The sequence below is a fragment of the Tuberibacillus calidus DSM 17572 genome (genome assembly GCF_000430685.1).
Taxonomy (GTDB): Bacteria; Bacillota; Bacilli; order Bacillales; family Sporolactobacillaceae; genus Tuberibacillus; species Tuberibacillus calidus.
Genome location: NZ_AUMM01000011.1, coordinates 18,639 through 35,595, shown reverse-complemented (window position 1 = coordinate 35,595; position 16,957 = coordinate 18,639). Strand labels below are relative to the sequence as shown.

Genomic DNA, 16,957 nt, shown 5'->3' with positions numbered 1-16,957 from the left:
ATGACGGAGGGACTTTCGGTGTTAAAGGCATTGGGTTATGGCATTATTATTTTCTTGACGATTTTGATTGGAGCTGTTTTGGCGGGAGACTTTCGGATGGCCCAATCTTTTTCCATGGGGCTTGGACTTGTCTGTTTGATCCTTTCCGGCACGTTCTCACTGGCGTTCATCAATGACCAGAGCGTCGATCGCACAGAAAATATGGAACCCCATCTAATCAAAAAAAAGAAAATCAAGTGGACGATTCGAACATTATTATTCGCTGCCCCGAATATGCTCGGATCGTTAGTCCTCTTTTATTTTCCTTGTCCATTGTTGGAAGTATAAAGCGTCCAACCGAGCGCCTTTGAGATTTGTTCGGCCGTTTGCTGCGTTTTTTCTTGAATCATTTGACCGCGTTCGCCAAAGAAGCGAATCGCCGGTCCGCTAACGGCAAGGGCTGCGGCGAGATGGCCAGTATAATCAAAGATCGGGTAGGAGACGCCGATGGTATCAGGATCTTGTTCGCCAATGCTCACAGAATACCCGTTTTGACGAATTTCCTCAATTTCTTCCAGTAGGTCACGCTTATGCCAAATCCCTCTTTTATTGATGGTATTCGCTGACATCCCATCAATATAGCGGTTAATAAACGCATCGGATTGGAAGCTTAGCAAAAGCTTCGGGCCGGAACCGACGTGAAGCGGTTCCCGCTTACCAATGCGTGTGACGAGGCGGAGCGCTTTTAACCCTTCAACTTTTTCGATGTAAATCGCTTCATCGCCATCAAGGATCACAAGGTGGATGACTTCATCAATTTCATCGCGCAGGCTTTTCATATAGGGGAGGGCGATTTTCCGCAATTCCAATTGCTCGGCCGCTAGATTTCCTAATTCCAATAGTTTTAAACCTAATCGGTAGCGGATGTCGTATTCCGAATATTTTTCTTTTTTAACATAACCTCTTGATTCCAACGTTTGTAAAATCCGATAGACCGTTGGCTTTGGCATGTGCAATCGTTTGGAAATCTCGACAAGACTCCATTCCGTCTCTTTTTCGGTAAATAAGTCAAGAATGTCAAAGGCCTTTAAAATACTCTGATTCATCAGCGGGTCACCCCATCCATTGGGTTTGAAAGAAGGGCGAGGCGGACTTCACCGATCGGCCTCGCCAGTCGTTCAGCCGTTTACACCGCGGCTTTTTCTGTTTCTTTAATGATGACACCGCGTTTGGCCATTTCTTGAATATAGACTTCTCCGGGTACGATCGTTTCTGGTGCGTAAACGCCTCTTTTAGTAATGACCCCAGAAGCGATCATTTGGGCCACGACTGAAATGGTATAAGCCGTTGACCTTGCCATCGCTGTCACACGATTCGTTTTGTCATTATAGGTGATCATTTCGTACTCATAAGTTTTCGGTTGCCCATCCTTCGTTCCGGAAACAGAGACGCGTAGGAGAACAACATCGTCCTTATCCTTCAAGTCAACGATGGGGTCAAGCACTTTTAACATGGTTTTGCGCACATCAACTTTTTGACCGTCCACTTCAACGACATGCCCCCGCTTTGTCAGGCCGAGATCGACAAGCAGCTGAAATTTTTCCGCATGGCCTGGATAGCGAATGGTTTTATATTCTAAGTTTTTCAGATTAGGGTATGAGAGTGACAGGGTGGATGTGCCGCCAGCCGTATGAAACGCCTCTAAAGGACCAAATTTTTCAAAATAAACGGTTTCGATTTCGGAAAGAGAAGGCACTTCCATTTTCTTTCCGTCACGAATAACGAGTGACGGGTCGGTATAATGATCGAAAACGCCTTCCATTGAGAACACATGGTTGTATCCGAACGGCGGTTCTGGACGAACGGGAATGCCACCAACCATGATTTTAATCGAGTCGGCTTGGTCGAGTTGATTGACACCGTGTCCAGATAAAATGTTAATCATCCCTGGCGCAACACCAAGGTCGGGAATGAGCGTTACACCGGCTTTCACCGCATCATCATGCATCGCTAAAACCTTTTCGGTAACATGCCCGATGTGGCCACCGAGGTCTACAGAATGAACGCCGCAAGCAATGGCCGTTCGCGCGACCTTTTCGTTAAAGGTATAAAATAAGGCATTAACGACCACATCAAAATCTTTCATAAAATCGGCTAACTGGTTATCATTTGTCGCATCAAGATAGGCGGCGCTCAGTTTGTCACTTGAAAGCTTTCGACAAACCTCCTCAGCTTTTGTGATATCGACGTCAGCGATGACAACTTGCGTCACACCTTGTGAGGCGGCAAGGTCCCGAGCGGCCTCTTTCCCCATGAGACCGGCACCTAATACGGCAACTTTCATTGATCATCCACTCCTTTTTCTTTCTATTATCTTAAAAGGGGAAACGACTCATTTGGTTAGTTGTTATCGATTTGGGCTCTTTGTAATTTGCCGCTATAGTCGACATAGACGCTCTTCCATTCGGTAAACACGTCAAGTGCAGCAATTCCTGAATCCCTATGCCCGTTTCCAGTCGCCTTCGTCCCGCCGAACGGCAAGTGAATTTCGGCGCCCGTCGTTCCGGCGTTGATATAGACAATCCCCGTGTCTAAATCGCGCATCGCGATAAAGGTGTTTCTTGTATCATTGGTGTATATGGCACTTGAAAGCCCGTAATTCACTTCATTATTGATTTCAATCGCTTCCTCTAAGCTGTCAACGGGAATGATCGATAAGACTGGGCCAAAAATTTCCTCTTTGGCAATGCGCATATCACGAGTGACATCGGTAAACACGGTCGGCTCGAAATAATAACCTTTTGCTAGCTCCCCTTCCTTGGCTATATGGCCACCGCATAGTTTAACGGCACCATCATCCTCTGCCACTTTCATATAAGCGTGGATTTGTTCGAGCGCTTTGGCATTAACGACCGGTCCGACATCCACGCTCTCATCCAACCCGTCACCGAGTTTTAATGTTTCGATTCGCCTTAAGAGTTTTTCCTCTAACAGCGATTTGACTTTGCGATGAACGATCACGCGGCTTGTCGCTGTACAGCGCTGACCAGCCGTACCAAAAGCACTCCAAATAATACCGTCAACCGCCAAATCTAGATTGGCATCATCCATGACGATAATGGCGTTTTTACCACCCATTTCAAGGGAAACGCGTTTTAATAAACGGCCAGCCCGTCCGTTGATTTCACTACCAACTTCCGTTGATCCCGTAAAAGAAACGATGTCGATGTCAGGGTGGTCGACAATGGCCGTTCCGACCGTGCCGCCAGAGCCATAAACGAGATTGACAACACCTTTCGGTAAACCAACCTCTTCGAAAATCTTGACAAATTCGTAGGCTAATGCTGGCGTATCCGTTGCTGGTTTCCAGACGACGGTGTTACCGCCAACGAGGGCAGGGAAGATCTTCCAACTGGCGATCGCAATGGGAAAATTCCAGGGGGTGATGAGTCCAGCAACACCAACGGGCATGCGTATGCTCATGGCGTGTTTGTCCGGCAATTCAGATGGAACGGTTTGCCCAGCAAGCCTTCGGCCTTCCCCGCCCATGAAATAGGCCATATCGATCGCTTCCTGGACTTCACCGCGAGCTTCTTCAATGACTTTGCCCATTTCTTTTGTCAAGAGGCGGGCAAGATTCTCTTTGCGCTCACGCAGCTTTTCACCGATGCGATACAAAAACTCGCCTCGTTTCGGAGCCGGTACTTTCGCCCACGCTTTTTGCGCGGCTTTAGCTGCTCGGGCAGCCTCATCCACTTCAATAGGTGAAGAGACCGTGACATAGCCGAGAATGTCTCCGTTCGCCGGATTCACGTTTGGCAACGTTTTCCCGTCCCGTGCGGGTTTCCACTCACCGTTTATGTAGTTCATATAGGTGACTTGTGTTGTTGTTGATGGCAATTTAACCCCTCCTTTTTGTATGGCGTAACCGCTTACATCGCATTCCGTTTCATATTGTAAAACGTTAAATGGAATGCACTTTCATTATAAAATGAATTTAAGCTTCCTTCAACAGTTTATTCAAAAAATAAACAACGTTTGTACTATTTTAGCGATAATTATAAAGAAAACCGTTATAGGTAAGCATACAGTTTTTCAGGCAAGCATAAGGATCACTCAGGTCTGTATTGGCCAAAGCTGCGAGAGCCGAGTCATCTTTACAAGTAAAATGAATTAAAATATAATTGGCTATAGAATCAATATTCGGAACATTATTCCAAATAATGAAACGCGAGGGGAGAATATGAAGGAACCAGCGGCTACCCATATGCGCGCCTTACCTCCATATTTATTTTCAAACTTAAATCGGCGCAAAAAGGAATTGCTTGACAGGGGAGTGGATATTATCGATCTTGGCATCGGTGATCCGGACTTGCCAACACCCGACTTCATTAAGGAACAGTTGGTCAGTGAATTGGAAGATCAACAAAATATGCGTTATTCGCCGTTTAACGGGTGCTTGGCATTTCGAGAAGCAGTCGCCTCGTTTTATAAGCGAGTGTATGACGTTGATTTAGATCCCGAAACCGAAGTGCTCGCCTTAATCGGGTCAAAGGAAGGCATAGCTCATCTCGTCCAAGCGATGGCTGACCCGGAAGATCTCATCTTGATACCCGATCCGAGTTATCCCGTTTATTCGATGGCTACATATATTGCGGGTTGCGGCCTTTATCGCATGCCGATGCCGGAGGATCATGGCTTTCGTCCGATTTTTGATGCAATTCCCAAGGAGGTTTTAAGAAAGACAAAGCTTGCAATTTTAAATTATCCAGGGAATCCGACAGGGGCAGTGGCTGATCTTGATTTTTTTGAAGCAGCCGTTTCCTTTTTCAAAACACATGGGATTTGGCTCGCGCATGACGCCGCTTATCAGTTGGTGACGTTTGGCGGTTACCGGGCACCGAGCATTTTACAAGTGAAAGGCGCTAAGGAATCGGTCGTCGAATTTGGCTCCCTATCCAAAGGTTTTAATATGACAGGGTGGCGCATCGGCTATTTAGTCGGTAACGCCAAAATCATTCGGTTATTGTCGACGTTGAAAAGTAATCTCGATACCAGTCAATTCTTGCCGATTCAAAAAGCGGCGGCTCGGGCATTGAACAGCGATCTCAGTTTTCTGGACGAGCGCAATGCCATCTACGAAAAAAGGGCTGATGTGCTGGTGGAAGCGCTTCGGTCCGTCGGTATACAGGTGAACAAACCTAAAGGCAGCATTTTTTTATGGGCCCGTGTTCCGGACGGGGAAACATCTGCCGGATTTTGTGAAAAAGTGATGGTCCAAACCGGGGTGATCATGACACCAGGTAATGCTTTCGGACCGGGCGGGGAAGGGTATTTCCGAATTTCACTTTCCGTACCCGACAGCCGGCTGATTGAGGCAGCAAACCGCATACGCACGTTGATGCCCGGAAAAACAGAGTAAGAAAGGCGAGGGGATAAAATGATGCAAAAGTTAACGGCTGCTCAAGCCATTGTTCGCTGCCTCGAAATCGAAGGGATTACACAAGCTTTTTGTGTACCGGGAGAGAGTTATTTGCCAATCATGGATGCGCTTTATGAGCATCCAACCATTCGGCTGACCGCTACCCGTCACGAAAGCGGCGCGGCATTTATGGCGGAAGGTTACGCCAAAGCAATCGGAAAACCGGCCGTCGTCATGGCGACCCGAGCGGTCGGGGCCGCTAATCTGAGCATCGGTGTCCATACCGCTCAACAAGATTCAACACCGATGATCGTGTTTCTTGGGCAAGTGGATAGCCGGTTCCGCGGCCGCGAAGGATTTCAAGAGACGGATCTGGAACGCTTTTTTGCGCCGATCGCTAAATGGGCTGTGGAAGTGTCTTCTGCAGAAAGAATTCCAGAAATCGTACAACGTGCGGTGAGACTCGCGGTTACCGGACGCCCCGGGCCCGTCGTTGTCGCTTTTCCGGAAGACGTCCTGAATAAAGAGGTCACGGTTCGTTTTTCGGACCCTCTAAGGCTCAGCAAACCTCATCCCGATGATGAGAGCATAGGTGAAGCGGTCCGGCTTTTGGCAAACGCCGAGCGCCCTCTGATACTTGCAGGAGGCGGCATCAAATGGGCGGATGCCGAAGATGACCTTTTGCGCTTTTCCGAAAACACGGGTATCCCAGTGATGGCGAGTTTCAGGAGGCATGATGTGTTTCCAAATCACCATCCTCATTACGTCGGCCATCTCGGGCTTGCTCCGGCCAAGGGCATCGTGGAAACGGCCAAAAGCGCCGATGTCGTTTTGGTTTTGGGCTCGCGGTTATCCGAGGTGACGACCCAAGATTACGCGCTTTTTTCAGCAAATCAACAAATCATCCATATTGACTGCGACGCGTCCGTTGTTGGAAAAGCCGTTGTGCCGGATCTCGGGATTATTTCCGATTGTCGGCGAGCGCTATTGGCTTTACAAAATCAAGCGCAAGGCTGGATCGACCCGTCCCGTTTTACCCAATGGCGAGAGGAAAGGCGGAAAGTTTATGTGCAGGCGTCGACCCTTGATTGGGGAGGGACAACGGAGCTTCAAGAGGGATTGCATCCGAAGGCTGTAATCCAAGCGCTCATAGAAGAACTGCCAAAAGATGCGATCATCACGAATGATGCCGGGAACTTTGCCGGATGGCTCCATGCCTATTACCCTTTTACAGAAAAGAAAACCTATGTCGGCCCCACATCAGGTGCGATGGGTTATGGTTTTCCGGCCGCTTTGGGCGTGAAAATGGCTCAACCAAACAGGGTTGTCGTCTCATTATCCGGAGACGGTGGTTTTATGATGACCATGCAAGAGTTGGAGACAGCTGTACGGGAAAGACTATCCGTCATGGCCTTGGTATTTAATAATGCCATGTATGGCACGATTCGCATGCACCAAGAAAAAATGTTTCCGAACCGCGTCATTGCCACTGATTTAGGTTCGGTCGATTTTGCCGCCGTTGCCCGAGCCATGAATGCTGAAAGCATGCGCGTTCAGACTGTCGATGATTTAAGAAAAGCGCTCCGGCTGGCGTTGACAAAGCGATCTGACGGCCCCTTTTTAATTGACATAAAAACGGATCCTGAGATCATCTCCGTTGGCAGTACCTTAAGCGAATTAAAGAAGCGTTTGTAAAAGGTTTTGAAATTGGCCATTGGAATCCTTTCCCATTCTTTTGGGAAAGGGTTCCGTTTTTTTATCAATAAAATATTCTGATATTAGATGGGGGGATGATGATGCACATACCGTTTCCGGTGATGCAATCGGAACACCTGTTGTTTCGCCCTTTTCAGTATACAGACGTGGCGAGTGTCTACCAATTATTCTCTGATCCGGAGACAATGCGTTTTGACGGCGGGGAAATACTGAAAGATTGGCGTGAAGCCATCGATTTTATTCAAATCTATTCCGTTTATTATCCAGGCATACCGCAAATTCGCTGGGCCGTTGAGTTACGTGAGGACAGGCGTTTTATCGGATCATGCGGCTTTCATAGCATTGATTACGTCCATAAAAAAGCGGAGATTGGCGGTGAATTAATGAAACCGTTTCGTCACCGCGGTCTTGCCGAAGAAGGCATGAGGCAACTCGTTGATTTCGGATTTGCGACGCTTAAGCTCAACCGACTCACCGCTAAAATCGCCACGCTAAATAAGGCAGCGAATGCATTAATGGAAAAAAGTCCTTTCACATTCGAGGGCTGTCTCAAGCAATGGGAGCGGTGGGGAGACACTTGGGTAGACGTCAACGTTTATCGTCTCTTGCGGAGCGAATGGCGTTTGAAAAGATGACGATAATCGAATAAAATTCATACTTTTGTAATAATTACATGAAAAGTCGTTAATAATGTCATGTATAATAATATTTGGAAAGAGGTGATTGACATGCGAAAGCGCCTTTCCTTTAAAGAATTAATGACAAAAAATAAGTCAGAAATTTTAAAAGATCATCTTGCGCTTGAAAAGATTGATGCTAAAATCGAGAAAAAGCATACAAATAAAAATTAAACATCGAAACAACGGTAGAAGACCGTTGTTTCGATGTTTTTCCATATTTATTAAATAAATCTCGAAGTCAAAATATGTTAATATGAAAGTAAGATTTCTAGAGAGTTGTGAGAGGAATGGCCTTTGGAATAAAAAGAGAGGAACTCACACTTTGGAAGCAAAAAGTGGCGTCAGGAGAAGTAGCCTTGATTACGCATTTTTGGCACGACCCTCGCTTTCCTCAATATAAAACAGTGACTAAAGCAGGGTGCTCTGATCTCGACAAACTGAAGCGTTGGGGCGAAAAGTATGGCTTAAAAGCGAAATGGATTGATCGCCGAAGCCCCTATCCCCATTATGACTTGATGGGTGAAACCCAAATAAAGGTATTGTTGGCAGAAGGGCAGAGTGAAGATCTGAAAAGATTTCGTTTGGAGGATCACGATGACTAACTTAAATACGCGCGGACGCGTGAAAAGAGAGGCAAGTAAAAAAGGAATTTCTTTATTCATCGGCTTACTAGCCTTCATCATGCTTGGTGCCGGCACCTTTTATTGGTTACAGCGCCCCGCGGCATCTGAAGATCCTACAGCCATTACCTATGAAACTATGAAAACATCACTCAGGCCGATGGCCACATCTTTAAATATCATAGGTTTAGGAGATTCATTGACAGCCGGTGTCGGCGATCCCAATGATTTGGGTTATGCCGGCATGACCGTGCAACAACTTCAACAATCGGATACAACTTCTGGCGTTCATTTTAAGGACTATGGCGTAAAAGGTGATACAACTTTAGATTTACTCAACGTTTTGAAAAAGGAAAAGGTCGAACAAAGTATAAAAAGCGCGGATCTCATATTTATGACGATTGGCGGCAATGATTTGGTCGGTGTGATTAAGGAAAATTTTCTTCATTTAAGTAAGAAGGATTTTGATAAACGCAGGCAAGTTTTTGAACAGAATTTTAATGAAATTTTACGGATCATTCATGAACTGAATCCCAAAGCAACCATTTACTACCTAGGTCTTTATAACCCTTTTGAGGATTTGCTTCCGGGCCTCGATGCGCAATTTACGGCGATTTTAAGTGAATGGAATCAGTCAAGCGAACGCATTTTAGAGAAATATCCCCATACAGTATTCATACCGACGGCTGACCTTTTTCAAAATCATACTGATGAATGGCTATATGACGACCATTTCCATCCTAACAAAGAAGGCTATGCTCAGATGTCCAAACGCCTTTTGGAATATGTCACGGAAGGGCGTCCGGCACCACAATATACGAAAAAATAAAAACGTGCGGAATGTCCGCACGTTTTTATGTACCCTTATTCAGCCGCAAACGGCAACTCAAGGGCCTTGCTGAAATCCATATTTTCCAACCCAAGGTCTTTAGCCACTTCATTATATTCGGTTTGGAATTTATCGAAGGCCGTTTTGGACGCACTGTCTTTAGAAACTGCATCGACTGCTTTCGCTAATGCAGCGCCATCTTTAACGGAGTCAATGCCGTTTGCTTTTGCCGCATCAGCGCGCTTGGCAAACGCATCTTTCAAATCACTGATGGCTTGATCCAATTTATCTTTGTAATCTTTCAGTGAATCCGGGACCGTTAAGTTGTCAAAGGCAGAAGCAGCGTTTGCACTTGGGAAGCGGCATCTTTAACGTCTTGAGCATTATAAGCGTCACCCTCTGCTTCAGCATATGACCCTAGCGTACCAAATGGTGCATCGGCATTAGAAATCGCCACTTGAATATCGTAAGCAAACGTGCTAAGGTCGCCGCCCAATGCTGTTTTATCCACTTTTTCTTCTTTGTTTTTACTGGTTTCCGTTTTGTTCTCATCTTTTTTCTCTGTGTTGTTGCTGCATGCCGTAACGGCTAAAACCAGTACAAGTGCCATGAAAAGAGCGGAAAGCCCTTTAAAGGCTTTTTTCATCGAAATCTCCCCCCAATAAAATCTTTTTATAAAAATACTTTTTCAGTATACATGAAATACTTATAAAAGAAGTAAATAAAAAATCCGGAAATAGATACCAATAATATAAAAAATACCCCCTTGTCATCCGTTTTTAAGAACGAAAGTGGTGAAAAGCTATCACTATTTAGGTGAGAATTTGTCGAAAACTGAAAAGTCTTGCACCGTCCCCATCACGTCCTTTTATTTGGAACCCACCTCAACCGAAAGGAACGGCTTTCAAGCAAGCTATTAATCCATATATCTTTTAATATTTAAAAAAGTGATTCCCCTTATAAAAAAACATGGTAAAATGAGAGCGTAAAAAATATCGAGCCTGTTTACGGAACGACCTAGCTGAGGGGGAATGACATTGATTTTATGGAATGATCGCATTGTAAAAAGAGAAGAGGTTCAAATCGATATTGAAGATCGCGGTTATCAATTTGGTGACGGTGTTTATGAAGTCATACGCGTCTATCACGGAAAACCGTTTCAGCTGGACGAACATTTAGAGCGCCTTGAGCGGAGCCTAAATGAAATCCGCTTGGCATTGCCCTATCCGATGGAGGATTTCAAACATCTTTTGCAACAACTCCTCGATAAAGATCCTGTGACTGATGGCATCATCTATCTTCAAGTGACGCGCGGCAACGCGTTGCGCAGCCATGCTTTTCCATCTGAGGCAAAAAGCGTCGTGACGGCGTATACGCGCGAAATGCCACGTCCGACAAAAAGCCTCGCAGAAGGGATCGGCGCGCATTTAACGAATGATATTCGCTGGTTGCGTTGTGATATAAAGAGCTTGAATTTATTAGGAAACGTTTTGGCGAAGCAAGAAGCGTTAGACAATGATTGCGGAGAAGCGCTTTTTCATCGCGGAGATATCGTGACAGAGGGGAGTTCATCCAACGTCTTTATTAAAAAAGATGGCGCTTGGTTAACGCATCCGGCTAACCATCTTATATTAAATGGTATTACCCGCCGTTTTGTCATGCGTCTCATGGCTGACTTAGAAATGCCGGTAAAAGAAGAAGCGTTTAAAATTGCCGATCTCTTAAATGCGGACGAAGTGATCATTACCAGTACGACCCAGGAAGTGATGCCGGTCGTTTCGATAGATGGAGAACCGGTAGGGAATGGTGAAGTCGGCGAATGGACGAGAAGCTTACAAAACGCTTTTGAGCGCCACATATCCTAAACCGCATAGCATCACCGATTAGATGTTGTGCGTTTTATGTAAATAAAAGAAATTGAATGAAGGCTGACTCAATGGTCCGGAGCCAGACACCACCAAAACAATATATAGCGTGGTCGTGAAATCAATAGCCGCTATATATACGGATTCGCGGTGGGCGTCAGACTCCTTATGAGTCAGCCTCATTTATAGATGGTCATCAATATGATTGGCTTGCTCCAATTTTTGTTGTGCTCCGATGAGCTGCTGCTGGGCATGTTCCACATACTTTTGTTCCTCTTGATTTTTGACATTTTCAAGGGCTAATAAGAGGGTTTGTTGCGCCTTTTGTATATTTTCTTCTGTCTGCTTGACCGCCATTTGGTTTTCCATTGCTTGAGCTTGCACGACCGATTTGAGGGCCGCTTGCAAAAATTGCTGCGTCTCTTGAAGCGGCTTTAGCTTTTTTTTCGATTGCAATTGGTCTGATTGTCCCATGCCGCACCTCCTCTCCTTTTATTTTTGAATTTTTAACGGAAAAACAAACAATGACTTTTTGGGAGAAATGGTAAAAACATCAATCTCTAGCCCCGTATAAACGAACGCTATCGATTAAAAACTAAATGTAAACGTCTTGCCTGTTGGAGGAAGATGTAATGGAAGAAAAGAAAACGATGGCGCTTCTCTCTTTAGCATCGATTCCTTTAATTATGACGCTCGGCAATTCCATGTTAATCCCTGTGTTAACAACGATTGAACACGTCTTAAATATCAGCCCTTTTCAGTCCAGTCTCATTATTACGGTGTTTTCTGTTGTCGCTATTTTTTTTATTCCGATCGCCGGTTATCTATCTGATCGGATCGGACGAAAGAAAGTGATCATACCCAGTCTCATCATCGCAGGGGTCGGTGGACTCATCTCCGGCCTAGCAGCGATGTTTTTTCGGGATTCTTATGTCCTAATATTAGTCGGCCGACTATTGCAAGGGATTGGGGCTTCCGGGGCGTTTCCTGTCGTCATCCCGCTTGTCGGTGATATGTTCAACAACGAGCAAAAAGTAAGCAATGCCTTGGGTATTTTAGAAACGTCAAACACCTTAGGAAAGGTGCTCAGCCCAATTCTTGGAAGCGCACTTGCGGTCATCGTCTGGTATGCGCCATTTTTAGCCATTCCGCTGCTTTGCCTCATTTCCATCGTGATGGTAGGGTTATCCGTCGAAGTGCCCATGACGGAAGAAGAGCCCATACCGGTTAGAGCTTTTATCCATGACACATTACAAGTCATTAAAGAAAAAGGCAAATGGCTGCTTTCGGTATTTTTGACGGGTGGCATGATCATGTTGATCCTTTTTGGAACGCTTTTTTATTTCTCAGAACAGCTGGAGAATGAATATGGCATTGATGGCGTGCGAAAGGGTTTCGTGATTGCGATACCATTATTTGCATTATCCGCAGCCAGCCTGATTACAGGGAAAAAAATCGGCCAAGACCGCCGTTTAATGAAATGGCTGACGTTTTCCGGCATGGCGCTTTTGACGCTTTCCCTATTCTTACTGGCATTTGAACCTAATATCCGCCTTTTTCTCTTTTATTTATTTTTGGGTGCTACTGGCATCGGTGTCGCTTTACCATGCCTTGATGCCTTAATTACTGAAGGCATTGCCAAAGAAAACCGCGGAACCATTACTTGTTTGTACTCCAGTATGAGGTATATTGGCGTCGCCGTAGGTCCGCCGCTTTTTGCGTGGATGATGAAAGGCTCCGTCTTTCTCATGTTCAGTGTGGCCACGCTGTTTGCCCTTTTTGCGGTCATCGTAGTCTTTTTTGGCATTCAGCCAAAGCGTAAGGGAGGGAAGGGGAAATCGGGTAACAGCCCGCTTGTCTTACAGTAAGAAAAGATGGGGAAGGAATAGCTAAGGGGGTGCCTCTTTTAGCTATTCTTTTTTATACTGATTGAGAAAGTTATCATTCTTTAGGACCTCAAGGACAACAAAGGCTCTGCCAGCGCCTAATTAGGCTAAGCAGAGCCAAGTGTTCTTTAGCAGAGGGGGTATTCTTTAACTCAATTTCATGAGCGGCCACCACTCGCAGCCGTCTTTCTTTAGCAATTGGTCGCTTTCATAAGGTCCCATTGAACCGGCTTCGTAAAAATTGAGGGGGATCGGTTTTTCCCTCCATGCGCGAATAATGCCGTCTACATATTCCCAAGAAAGGGCAACTTCATCCCATCTCGTAAAATTCGTGGAGTCGCCATGCATGCAATCGTTAATCAATCGTTCATAGGCGTCGGAACCGTAGTCTTCTTTCGAACAATTGTTGCAAAAGTCAAGGGTAATGGGCATCGTATCCCATTTTTCAGTAAACCTTTTCGCGTTGAGTTTAAGGGTGAGGCCTTCATCGGGTTGCACATGGATGGCAAGTAAATTGGGCTCTTCACCATTAAAGGTCCGAAGATATGGATTTAACGGCGCGTTTTTAAACTGGACAATGATTTGTGTGGATTTCGTTTTTAACCGTTTGCCTGTGCGTATATAAAACGGAACGCCGGACCATCGGAAATTATCGATGTAAAGTTTTGCGGCAATAAATGTCTCTGTATCCGAGTTATGAGCGATCCCGTCTTCCTCTCGATAAGCAATGGCTCTTTCGCTATTTGCCAATAAGCCGCGTGTATATTGGCCTCGTACGATTTGATCAGCCACGCATTCAGCCGTGACGGGACGAATCGAGCGGAGCACCTTCACTTTTTCATCCCGTATATCTTCGGTTTCTAAACGGCTCGGTGGCTCCATGGCGGTTAAGGCCACCATTTGCAAAATGTGGTTTTGCACCATATCTAATAAGGCACCAGTCCGGTCATAATAACCGGCCCGTTCACCGACGCCGATCGTCTCGCTGGCTGTAATTTGGATGTTGGCTATGTACCGGTTGTTCCAGATGGATTCAAAAATGGGATTGGCAAAACGAATGACTTGAATGTTTTGCACCATCTCTTTTCCAAGATAATGATCGATCCGATAAATTTCGTCTTCCATGAACACCTTGCAGATGTCATCATTCAATGCCTTAGCTGAGGTTAAATCTTTACCAAACGGTTTTTCGATGATAAGCCGTTTCCAGCCATTCGTTTCGGTTAAATGGGCTTCTTTTAGGTTCAAGGTGACGGTGCTGAAATATTCCGGGGCTAATGCAAGATAAAACAGTCGGTTGCCTTTGAGGTGATAATCGCGGTCCAATTGTTCGACCAAATCACGCAACTCATGATAGGCGTCGGTATGATTGACATCTAATGGGTAATAGAAGAATCTTTGCAAAAAGCCCTTCGATTCGGTGTCGAGGGTCTCCCTTAAAGAAGATTCAACAAAGGCACGAAACTGATCATGGTCCCAGGGTCTGCGGGCGCAACCGATCACGACAAACGGTTTATTCCCATTTTTTTTATATATTTCATATAAGGCAGGGTAAAGTTTTCGCTCTGCCAAATCTCCAGAAGCTCCAAATAAGACAATTAATGTTGGTTGCGTTTGTTCTTTCACCACAGTTTTTTCCTCGCTTTATTCAAATTAAAGGTTTATAAGGTTATTATGCGCGGATTTTGAAAACCCAATTTCTAATTATACAATCTATGATCAATCAATGCCAATCGTCGTGCTAGCTGCAGTAAATCCTTCCGATCATGTTAGATAAAAAATGAAAAGAAAGCTCCGCTTGATGAATGGTTTTATGGATTTCGGTAATATATAAATTGCCCAATTCAGGATGGAATGTTTGCTTCTTTTACATATTTTTGTTATCGTAAAAAATATGCTTGTCATATGAAACACCAATGGATTTAAAGTGAATGGAAGAAGGAGTATTTTGAAACAATATGGATTTTAAACAACTTGGTATTAGTCAAGATTTATTAGAAGCTGTTGAAGAAATGGGATTTCGGGAACCAACCCCTATACAAGAACAAGCGATTCCGCACGTTCAAGAAGGTCGCGATGTCATCGGCCAAGCGCAAACGGGTACCGGAAAAACCGCTGCCTTTGGCATTCCGATGATCGAGCGCATTGAGGTAGATGGTACGAGAGGTCCACAAGGCCTCGTGGTTGCACCGACACGGGAGCTGGCAGTACAGGTTGCTGAAGAGTTAAACGCCATCGGTAAATACAAAAAGATCCATGCCACGGCAGTATATGGCGGTGAACCGATTGAACGGCAAATAAAAGCGCTGAAAAAGCGCCCGCAAATCATTTCTGCAACTCCTGGACGACTCTTAGATCATATCAAAAGACGCACCATTCGTCTTGAAGATGTGCGCATGGTTGTTCTCGATGAAGCCGATGAAATGTTGAATATGGGCTTTATCGATGATATAAAAGCCATTTTAAGTGAAGTTCCGGAAAATCGGCAGACTTTGCTTTTTTCCGCCACCATGCCGGATGCTATACGCCGGTTAGCTGACAAGTTCATGAAAAACCCGGTCGAAATAAAAATTAAAGCGAAAACATTGACCGTTGACCGGATTGATCAACAATTCATTGAAATTAAAGAAAAGCAAAAACTGGACGTCTTTACCCGGCTTTTGGATATCCAACACCCAGAAAGGGCGATCGTTTTCGGACGCACGAAACGGCGCGTGGACGAATTAACGACGGCCCTTCGCAAATTAGGGTATAAAGCCAGAGGACTGCATGGAGACCTCACCCAAAGCCGTCGTGACCAAGTGATGGACGATTTTAAAGCTCATCGCGTGACGATCCTTGTCGCAACTGATGTAGCCGCTCGGGGACTAGATATTGAGAATGTCACACATGTCTACAATTTTGACATGCCACAAGACCCGGAAAGTTATGTGCACCGCATCGGTCGTACAGGGCGTGCCGGTAAACGCGGCGAAGCCATTACGTTTGTAACCACACCGGAGAAATACCATTTGTATCAAATCGAAAAATCGATCAAGCGCAAAATTGAACGCATGGATATCCCAACGAAAGAGGAGGCGGCGGACGCAAAGCGGAAACTGGCGGTTGATAAATTACTGCGGACAGTCCATCGTAATGACATGGCGGCTTATGAAGCTTTAGCAAAGTCGCTGGTGGAGACGGAATCGCCAGTTAAACTGATTGCTGCTGCGCTGAAACTGTTGACACGCGAAACGGATACCCGGGCGATCCAATTAACCGAAGAAAAACCGCTACAGGTTAAACGGATGTCCAAACGACATGGGCAGGGAGCGAACGGGAGACGTCCGAGGTCCCGCGGCGGGTTTGGCAATGCCTATGGCGACCGCAAAGAACGGGGCGCAGGCCGCCGTCGTTCAATGCGCGAACGTGATCGCGTGAAGGGTTAACGCGTTACGCCTGAAGGTTGACTTTTAAGGAGTTTCCTAAAAGAGTCAACCTTTTTCTATTATTATCGGAAAAGTGAAGGCGACATCTTCCGTCTAATGAACGAATATCATATTTTAGCAAGATTAAACTAAAATCGCCAAAATATACCAAAATATTCAAAAGAGTTTGGGTTGAAATAGTCTGAAAAATAGGTTAAACTAAAAATAAAGGCCAGGGGGAATAAACGATGAAATCAGAACGTTCCCATGAAGAAGGCATGCGCAACCTCCCATCAACCCAACTCGAAAAGCTGGTGTCGATTGAGGATATTTACGCACAAATGGTTTTAGATGAAATATTAGTGCAAAAATTGATCGATGATTTACGGTTAGAAATTGACCGATGCTTGGATGAAGGGGATAAAAAGACTTTCTTAAAATTGAGCAAAAAGTACCGAGAATTGATTCGTTAAACCAATGAGGTTGACACAATAACATGATTGTGTCAACCTCATCTTTTTATATAAATTTTTAAGGTCAGTATCATTTCAAT

The 16,957-nt window shown here is 45.2% G+C and carries 18 protein-coding genes; 11 read left to right on the top strand and 7 right to left on the bottom strand.

The annotated features are described in order from the left end of the window. Nucleotides 1-18: 18 nt before the first annotated feature. A complete protein-coding gene (locus H532_RS0104275; RefSeq protein WP_027724471.1) occupies nt 19-327 on the top strand; it encodes a DUF5316 family protein in 309 nt (102 codons plus the stop codon). Here H532_RS0104275 and H532_RS0104270 read toward each other — a convergent pair. From H532_RS0104270 to H532_RS0104260, 3 genes are all read right to left on the bottom strand, one after another. Further along, nucleotides 297-1,085: an IclR family transcriptional regulator gene (locus H532_RS0104270; protein WP_027724470.1), complete on the bottom strand. Its 789-nt coding sequence runs from the start codon at nt 1,083-1,085 to the stop codon at nt 297-299. The genes H532_RS0104275 and H532_RS0104270 overlap by 31 nt on opposite strands. 80 nt (nt 1,086-1,165) lie before the next feature. Then, the gene (locus tag H532_RS0104265; protein ID WP_027724469.1) at nt 1,166-2,323 is read right to left on the bottom strand and encodes a saccharopine dehydrogenase family protein; all 1,158 of its coding nucleotides are present in this window, start codon (nt 2,321-2,323) and stop codon (nt 1,166-1,168) included. 56 nt (nt 2,324-2,379) lie between these two features. Further along, entirely contained in the window at nt 2,380-3,849 is a 1,470-nt protein-coding gene (locus tag H532_RS0104260) for an aldehyde dehydrogenase family protein (RefSeq protein WP_038111511.1), read from the bottom strand. A gap of 373 nt (nt 3,850-4,222) precedes the next feature. Here H532_RS0104260 and H532_RS0104255 point away from each other — a divergent pair, with 373 nt between their 5' ends. The 6 genes from H532_RS0104255 to H532_RS17795 all read left to right on the top strand — a co-directional run bounded on the left by H532_RS0104255 (nt 4,223) and on the right by H532_RS17795 (nt 9,246). Next, a complete protein-coding gene (locus H532_RS0104255) occupies nt 4,223-5,401 on the top strand; it encodes an aminotransferase class I/II-fold pyridoxal phosphate-dependent enzyme (RefSeq protein WP_027724467.1) in 1,179 nt (392 codons plus the stop codon). 18 nt (nt 5,402-5,419) lie between these two features. Beyond that, nucleotides 5,420-7,096 carry a thiamine pyrophosphate-dependent enzyme gene (locus H532_RS0104250; protein ID WP_027724466.1) on the top strand — a complete coding sequence of 559 codons (1,677 nt, stop codon included), beginning with the start codon at nt 5,420-5,422 and terminating at the stop codon, nt 7,094-7,096. Between the two features lie 101 nt (nt 7,097-7,197). Beyond that, nucleotides 7,198-7,752, top strand: a complete 555-nt coding sequence (locus H532_RS0104245; protein ID WP_027724465.1) for a GNAT family N-acetyltransferase — start codon at nt 7,198-7,200, stop codon at nt 7,750-7,752. A gap of 93 nt (nt 7,753-7,845) precedes the next feature. After that, nucleotides 7,846-7,968 (top strand): FbpB family small basic protein, encoded by a 123-nt coding sequence (locus H532_RS19800; RefSeq protein ID WP_155994963.1) that lies wholly within the window; start codon nt 7,846-7,848, stop codon nt 7,966-7,968. Nucleotides 7,969-8,084: 116 nt separating this feature from the next. Further along, entirely contained in the window at nt 8,085-8,399 is a 315-nt protein-coding gene (locus tag H532_RS0104235; protein ID WP_027724464.1) for a hypothetical protein, read from the top strand. Continuing rightward, on the top strand, nt 8,392-9,246 hold the full coding sequence (locus tag H532_RS17795) for an SGNH/GDSL hydrolase family protein (protein ID WP_051263131.1): 855 nt from the start codon (nt 8,392-8,394) through the stop codon (nt 9,244-9,246). The genes H532_RS0104235 and H532_RS17795 overlap by 8 nt, the downstream gene beginning before the upstream one ends. A 35-nt stretch (nt 9,247-9,281) precedes the next feature. Here the strand turns inward: H532_RS17795 and H532_RS0104225 are convergent, their stop codons facing one another. Both H532_RS0104225 and H532_RS0104220 read right to left on the bottom strand, forming a co-directional pair. Next, a complete protein-coding gene (locus H532_RS0104225) occupies nt 9,282-9,530 on the bottom strand; it encodes a hypothetical protein (protein WP_027724463.1) in 249 nt (82 codons plus the stop codon). 35 nt (nt 9,531-9,565) lie between these two features. After that, a complete protein-coding gene (locus tag H532_RS0104220; protein WP_027724462.1) occupies nt 9,566-9,892 on the bottom strand; it encodes a hypothetical protein in 327 nt (108 codons plus the stop codon). A gap of 385 nt (nt 9,893-10,277) precedes the next feature. On the opposite strand from H532_RS0104220, the gene dat reads away from it, so the two are divergent. After that, complete coding sequence (dat, locus tag H532_RS0104215; RefSeq protein ID WP_027724461.1) at nt 10,278-11,111, top strand: D-amino-acid transaminase; 834 nt, start codon at nt 10,278-10,280, stop codon at nt 11,109-11,111. Between the two features lie 183 nt (nt 11,112-11,294). On the opposite strand, the gene H532_RS0104210 is transcribed toward dat, so the two are convergent. After that, the gene (locus H532_RS0104210; protein WP_027724460.1) at nt 11,295-11,585 is read right to left on the bottom strand and encodes a hypothetical protein; all 291 of its coding nucleotides are present in this window, start codon (nt 11,583-11,585) and stop codon (nt 11,295-11,297) included. Between the two features lie 158 nt (nt 11,586-11,743). On the opposite strand from H532_RS0104210, the gene H532_RS17790 reads away from it, so the two are divergent. Beyond that, the gene (locus tag H532_RS17790; protein WP_051263130.1) at nt 11,744-12,979 is read left to right on the top strand and encodes an MFS transporter; all 1,236 of its coding nucleotides are present in this window, start codon (nt 11,744-11,746) and stop codon (nt 12,977-12,979) included. 165 nt (nt 12,980-13,144) lie between these two features. On the opposite strand, the gene zwf is transcribed toward H532_RS17790, so the two are convergent. Next, nucleotides 13,145-14,623, bottom strand: coding sequence for a glucose-6-phosphate dehydrogenase (gene zwf / locus H532_RS0104200; RefSeq protein ID WP_425426225.1), 1,479 nt, complete (start codon nt 14,621-14,623; stop codon nt 13,145-13,147). 332 nt (nt 14,624-14,955) lie between these two features. On the opposite strand from zwf, the gene cshA reads away from it, so the two are divergent. Both cshA and H532_RS0104190 read left to right on the top strand, forming a co-directional pair. Continuing rightward, on the top strand, nt 14,956-16,425 hold the full coding sequence (cshA, locus tag H532_RS17785) for a degradosome RNA helicase CshA (protein ID WP_051263129.1): 1,470 nt from the start codon (nt 14,956-14,958) through the stop codon (nt 16,423-16,425). Nucleotides 16,426-16,652: 227 nt separating this feature from the next. Then, nucleotides 16,653-16,877: an IDEAL domain-containing protein gene (locus H532_RS0104190; protein WP_027724458.1), complete on the top strand. Its 225-nt coding sequence runs from the start codon at nt 16,653-16,655 to the stop codon at nt 16,875-16,877. The last annotated feature ends 80 nt before the right edge of the window (nt 16,878-16,957 follow it).

Coding starts and splice junctions, on each gene's coding strand:
- H532_RS0104270 (WP_027724470.1), bottom strand. CDS start 1,085: ATGAATCAGAGTATTTTAAAGGCCTTTGACATTCTTGACTTATTTACC.
- H532_RS0104265 (WP_027724469.1), bottom strand. CDS start 2,323: ATGAAAGTTGCCGTATTAGGTGCCGGTCTCATGGGGAAAGAGGCCGCT.
- H532_RS0104260 (WP_038111511.1), bottom strand. CDS start 3,849: ATGAACTACATAAACGGTGAGTGGAAACCCGCACGGGACGGGAAAACG.
- H532_RS0104255 (WP_027724467.1), top strand. CDS start 4,223: ATGAAGGAACCAGCGGCTACCCATATGCGCGCCTTACCTCCATATTTA.
- H532_RS0104250 (WP_027724466.1), top strand. CDS start 5,420: ATGATGCAAAAGTTAACGGCTGCTCAAGCCATTGTTCGCTGCCTCGAA.
- H532_RS0104245 (WP_027724465.1), top strand. CDS start 7,198: ATGCACATACCGTTTCCGGTGATGCAATCGGAACACCTGTTGTTTCGC.
- H532_RS19800 (WP_155994963.1), top strand. CDS start 7,846: ATGCGAAAGCGCCTTTCCTTTAAAGAATTAATGACAAAAAATAAGTCA.
- H532_RS0104235 (WP_027724464.1), top strand. CDS start 8,085: ATGGCCTTTGGAATAAAAAGAGAGGAACTCACACTTTGGAAGCAAAAA.
- H532_RS17795 (WP_051263131.1), top strand. CDS start 8,392: ATGACTAACTTAAATACGCGCGGACGCGTGAAAAGAGAGGCAAGTAAA.
- H532_RS0104220 (WP_027724462.1), bottom strand. CDS start 9,892: ATGAAAAAAGCCTTTAAAGGGCTTTCCGCTCTTTTCATGGCACTTGTA.
- dat (WP_027724461.1), top strand. CDS start 10,278: ATGACATTGATTTTATGGAATGATCGCATTGTAAAAAGAGAAGAGGTT.
- H532_RS0104210 (WP_027724460.1), bottom strand. CDS start 11,585: ATGGGACAATCAGACCAATTGCAATCGAAAAAAAAGCTAAAGCCGCTT.
- H532_RS17790 (WP_051263130.1), top strand. CDS start 11,744: ATGGAAGAAAAGAAAACGATGGCGCTTCTCTCTTTAGCATCGATTCCT.
- cshA (WP_051263129.1), top strand. CDS start 14,956: ATGGATTTTAAACAACTTGGTATTAGTCAAGATTTATTAGAAGCTGTT.
- H532_RS0104190 (WP_027724458.1), top strand. CDS start 16,653: ATGAAATCAGAACGTTCCCATGAAGAAGGCATGCGCAACCTCCCATCA.